Source organism: Acidobacteriota bacterium, from assembly GCA_034211275.1.
Lineage (GTDB): Bacteria > Acidobacteriota > Thermoanaerobaculia > Multivoradales > JAHZIX01 > JAGQSE01.
The window spans coordinates 1-5,071 of the sequence record JAXHTF010000297.1; the positions used below are offsets into that span (position 1 = coordinate 1).

Annotated in this window: 7 protein-coding genes; 6 read left to right on the top strand and 1 reads right to left on the bottom strand. The window is 59.6% G+C overall.

The features are described from left to right. Positions 1 to 45 precede the first annotated feature (45 nt). From SX243_25005 to SX243_25030, 6 genes are all read left to right on the top strand, one after another. On the top strand, positions 46 to 747 hold the full coding sequence (locus tag SX243_25005; protein MDY7096248.1) for a hypothetical protein: 702 nt from the start codon (positions 46 to 48) through the stop codon (positions 745 to 747). A gap of 170 nt (positions 748 to 917) precedes the next feature. Continuing rightward, entirely contained in the window at positions 918 to 1,337 is a 420-nt protein-coding gene (locus tag SX243_25010; GenBank protein MDY7096249.1) for a hypothetical protein, read from the top strand. Between the two features lie 405 nt (positions 1,338 to 1,742). Beyond that, entirely contained in the window at positions 1,743 to 2,090 is a 348-nt protein-coding gene (locus tag SX243_25015) for a DUF1294 domain-containing protein (protein MDY7096250.1), read from the top strand. A gap of 183 nt (positions 2,091 to 2,273) precedes the next feature. After that, positions 2,274 to 2,747, top strand: a complete 474-nt coding sequence (locus SX243_25020) for a hypothetical protein (protein ID MDY7096251.1) — start codon at positions 2,274 to 2,276, stop codon at positions 2,745 to 2,747. Between the two features lie 52 nt (positions 2,748 to 2,799). Further along, the gene (locus SX243_25025) at positions 2,800 to 3,369 is read left to right on the top strand and encodes a CAP domain-containing protein (protein ID MDY7096252.1); all 570 of its coding nucleotides are present in this window, start codon (positions 2,800 to 2,802) and stop codon (positions 3,367 to 3,369) included. Positions 3,370 to 3,608: 239 nt separating this feature from the next. Continuing rightward, the gene (locus SX243_25030; GenBank protein MDY7096253.1) at positions 3,609 to 4,217 is read left to right on the top strand and encodes a hypothetical protein; all 609 of its coding nucleotides are present in this window, start codon (positions 3,609 to 3,611) and stop codon (positions 4,215 to 4,217) included. A 158-nt stretch (positions 4,218 to 4,375) separates the two neighbouring features. Here the strand turns inward: SX243_25030 and SX243_25035 are convergent. After that, positions 4,376 to 5,071: hypothetical protein (locus SX243_25035; protein ID MDY7096254.1), on the bottom strand; the 696-nt coding region annotated here is incomplete at its 5' end.

Sequence of the window (5,071 nt, forward strand, 5' to 3'; positions counted from 1 at the left end):
GGTGGCGAAGGAAGAGCCATCTGGCGATGGTCCGTTAGGCGCCCAATGATGTCTGCCGCTTGGAAAGAAATCCTCCGCACCCAATTCGCCTTCCTGGCCTTTCGCAAGATCCGGCCGAACCTGCGGGATCATCTCCGCCCCTATCTGCTCTACGTGCTCGCGGTCACCTGGTTGGTGGGCATCGGGCGCTATTGGGATCACCCCAGCGCGGAGCCCTGGCAATATGCCGGCCTGGGTTCCGTGGCCTATATCTTCGTTCTGTCACTGGTGCTCTACCTCGTGGTGCTGCCGTTGCGCCCTGCCCGGTGGTCCTATCCCCTCGTCCTGGTCTTCGTCGGGCTCACCTCCCTGCCGGCCCTGCTCTACGCCATCCCGGTAGAGCGCTTCCTGCCGCTGGAAACGGCGCAAGCCGCCAACGCCTGGTTTCTCGGCGTGGTGGCCGCCTGGCGGGTCGCTTTGTACATCCGCTTTCTGTTCTCCGGGGCGGGCCTCGGGTGGTTGGGGACGACCGTTGCGACGCTGCTTCCGATCTCCGCCATCGTGGTGTCCCTGGCGGTGCTGAATCTCGAGCACGTCATGTTCGATCTGATGGCGGGAATCCGCGAGGACGCCGCCTCACCCAACGACACCGCCTACACTGTGGTCTTGGTGTTGAGCGCTTTCGCTTTCTACGCGTTCCCCGCGACGCTGCTGGGGTACCTCATCGCGATTTTCCTTGCCTGGCGCTCCAAGTCAGAGAGGGCCTGAGACGGGCGGAAGGGTGACTCGGCCCGGCGGCTGCGGGGTTGTTCAGGGTCCGTTGAACCACGATCCGTTGGCGGTGCAGGTGTCTACCAGAGGAGTGCTTCGGCTCATGCTATCGTTCCTTCAAGGAAGCAATTTAGGGCCACCACCACAGCCATCCAAGGAGGGCAATCATGCCGAACTTTGTATCGAAAAGCGGCGTTACGGACATCAATGTCGGCGGGGACCCCAGCCGCAGCGGGACCCCCCTGCTGGAGATGCGGAATCTGGTCCCGGGCAATATCGTGCGGATCACGTCCAACTTTGCCGCCAAGGCGGAGGAAGCCGGACTCGCCAATGGCTTCAACTATGAGATCGGCGCGGTGAACGCCAAGGAAGTCACTGCCCTCTCACCCACGGACTCGGTCTTCCAGGGCAGCGAAGGATGGCAGTCGTGCACGGTCAGCGCCTACTTTCGTATCGACGCGGTGACCGACTCTCCCACCGAGGATATCGACTTCGAGGTCCTCTTCGGCAAGGGGGAGCTCAGCGGCAAGGGCTCGGTCCTGAACTTCCTGCTCTTCGGGGAAGTGGTGGGGTCCACCATGGAGTAGGGCTGTCCTCTTCAGGGCTGCCCAGGCAGGATCCTTGGGCAGCCCAGGCCGAGAAGCAGGGCCGTCTGGAGACAGGGCGAAAGAGGGACAGGCCCGAACAGAGACAGGCCCGAACAGAAACGAGGAGGTAGGGGAATGTGCTCGCGGTGATCTTGTCCGCCTTGATCGCCGTCGGAGTCGTTCTCGCCGGCTAGGTTCTCGACCAACGAGTGCTCGGGTGTCGGACCCCCTTCCGGGCGGTCGTGAGCTCGGTCCTGCTGGGGATCGGAGTCTGGGTCAGTCCATTGATCGTCTTGGCCTCGAGGCTCAAGATACCCGGCGCCTATGGTCCGGTGGCCGGCTGACGAGGGAGCGGCGGGCACTGGTCTCGCCCAATAGAAGACTGGCCTCGCCCATTAGAAGATTGTGAAAACCAAGCTCCTCCTGATCCTGGCGCTCTACCTGGTCGCCAGTCTCATCACTTTCATCGCCTATGCCCTCGACAAGCGAGCCGCGCGGAAGGGGAATTGGCGCACCCCAGAGAACACCCTCCACCTGCTGGCGCTGATCGGCGGCTGGCCCGGGGCGTTGACGGCGCGGAAGCTGTTACGCCACAAGACGAAGAAGCAGCCGTTTCGAACGATCTTCTGGGCCACCGTCGTGCTCAACTGTGCGGCTTGCGCCGCATTGTTCACCCCCGCGGCTGACGAGCTGTGGCGGTCAGTGGGGCAGTGGCCTTTCTCTTGCGGATGGTTCGGGATACAATCCCGATAAGCGTAATCCGTTGGTCCCAATTGCGAATTTTCGCCCTCCAGGCCGCCCCTCGGCAGTCTCTGTGCCCTATTCCCAGGAGGTGAGAGCGTGTATCTCAGAGTTTTCATTCTGGCTTCGCTTGTAGCAGTCCTCGTCGTCTCCCCGTCGGTCGCCTTCTGCCAGGAGGCGGAGAAGGCTCCTCCGATGGGTTATCAAGGCCAATTGGATGCATTCTTCGGATCGGTGGAGGGTGGCGAGCTGAAGAAAGCCATTGAAGATCTCTACGGCCCGAATCCCTGGCAAGATGCGATCCAGGATCAGATCGGTGCTCTCAAAGGGCAGTTCATCACCCTCCCCGAGATTCTCGGCGAAATGCACGGGTACGAGCTCCTCACCGAGGAGAAGTTCGGAGACAAATTCATCTACCTCTGGTACGTCGTCGCGTACGATCGCCAGCCCCTGAGCTTTCACTTCACCTTCTACAAGCCCAAGGGTGATTGGTTTCTCTACTCCTTCGAGTACAAGGACGATATTCAGCCCTTGGCGCAGGAGCTGGCCCGGATGAAGCTCTTGTACTTCGAAGATAGCTCGGGGCAGAAGGGCGAGAAGATGACTCAGAGCGCTTCTTCTCTGCAGGGTGTGATCGCGCCCCGATTGAAGAGCTCCTCGGCCCCTTGATGCCCCCCGCGGCGCGGCACGCCCCGGGGGACGGACGGGACTAGGAAGGACGATGAACGGTTTGCGCTCGCTGATGCGATGGGTTGTTGGCGCAGCACTTTGGGTGGTGCTGGTGCCGAGCCTGCCCATGTCCGAGCTTCAGGCCCAGGATCTCGCCTCGGGGGCCTGCCTCACCGAGGAGGAATCCAGGCTCTACGAGCTGATCGACGCCTACCGCGCCCAACACGATCTGCCCACCATCCCGGTCTCGCCATCCCTCACCCTGGTCGCCCGCCTCCATGTCGAAGACCTCCTGGCCCAGGGGCGCCTGACCCACGGTTGGCAGGATTGCCCCTACGATGCCGGCGACTCCGCGACCTTTTCCTGCATGTGGCAGGCGCCGGAGCGGCTGGGGACGGAGTATCCGCACTTCGGCTATGAGAACGCCTTTTGGGACGGTGGAGAGGCCACCGCGGAACGGGCCTTCCAGGGGTGGAAGAGCAGTCGGGGAGGCCATCGGGAGGTGATTCTCAACCAGGGGCCGTGGGAGAAGGATTGGAAGGCCCTGGGGCTCTCCATCCAGGGCCCCTTCGCCGTGCTGTGGGTGGGGCACGAGGTCGATCCTGCGCTGGAGTGTGACTGATTCTTTCTGATGACACCTGCCGGAGGGAGCTCGGCTGGATGGTGAAGTAGCGCCAGGGGCTGCGACAATTCTCGAGATTTCCCGCACTTCTGTGGGGCTGTTACACTCGGCGTCTTCGATTCGATCAGTCCAGGCTGCCGGCGGCACCGCTGTGGTGCGCGTCTTGCTTGGGAAATCTTCTTGTTCAGACAACCCAGGCGGAGCTCTCGGGTTGTCGGTGACTTCTCTCGGGAGGGACGATGAAATCCAGGAACCGCGCGATCATCTTTGGCCTATTGCTGCTGTCATTAGCCTTGTTGTTCGGAGCCGGCGGGCACTATCTAGAATCCTGGGCCACCGGGCTCGATCTCACCGCGAAGGCTGCCGCAGTCGGCGGGCTGTTAGCGCTGGCGTATCAGCTGCGGCGGGAGAGAGATCTCACCGAGGCGGATTTCATCGTTCGGCTGAACGAAAGTTTCCTGGCAGGTGAACGAACGCATCGGATTTATCGGCTCTTGGAGTGTTCCAAGAAGGAGAAGCAGAAGGAAGATCCTTTTACGGATGCTGACATCATCGACATGGCGAACTATCTCTCGTTTTTCGGCCCGCTGCTGAGCTTGGTCGAGCGTGGATTGATCGAGATGCGTACGGTCGACATCTTTGCGTACCGCTTCTTGTTGGCAACCAACAACAAGTACATGCAGGATAGGCTCCTGCATGCAGATGGGAAAGCTGATGCATGGTCCAATGTTTATCGCCTGCACAAGCGCTGGAGTAGATATCGGCGCAAGAAGGCGCTTCCTATTTGGCAGGAAGAGCATGATTTGTCGAAGGTCTCGGGCTATCGGGAGATGACTTACGAAGACTGAGGTGGTGGGTCCAGGCTTGGAGGTAGCTGCCGTAGGTTCATTCCTTTTTTTGCCACAGACCCCAAGGAGCCTGCTGAAAGAATCAGCAGGCTCCTTGCGTGTTTCTGGTTGGAAGAGCCCTTCAGCGGCTCGCCAGGAGGATTTCCGCCACTCGATCGTTACTTGGGAGTCGTCGAGCGAGGCCGGAACTCTTCAACCGGTACCGGTTGATTGAAGCCCGGAAGATTCTCGGCCACTTCCGGGACGAGAATCCCTACCGCTGCCAAGAGCCCTCGGACGTACGAGTTGGAGTTGAAGTTTTTCAGCGGCACCATCGAATCATTTCCTAAAGGAAAAGGGTCGTACTGGAGGTGATCCCTGTACAGTGAATCTGCGAGAAAGAGATCATTGATCACATCGGCTTCAGCGCGCTCACCGATGCCCAATTCATAGAGCTGAGTCACATGATTCAGATCTGCATCCCGCTCCCGATTGTTATCGCTCTCCAGGACGAGGCCGATATTATTTCCGAAGAACAAACGGCCGACTGGGCCAGCCCCTAAGGTGGCATAAACCATCCCGTTGTAACCTTCGATGAATCGGTGGTCTCCTCGATACGCCTCCTGGTTGTTGGGGACAATCACGACCGAGGCATGGTTCGGCGCGGCTGGTTCCATAACTACGTGGGTTTTGAGAAATATGGCTTCGCCGGAGGGGTCGGTGTACTTCAGTGGGTTGTTCCGCACATACGCATCTGTCATCAACATCAACTTCAGTAATAATTGGAAAATCAAATCTTCTGGGTAAAGTTCTGTAAGGAATAGACAAATCTGGTAATGGATAATATTCTTCCTGACCAGACTTGTAGTCGAAAT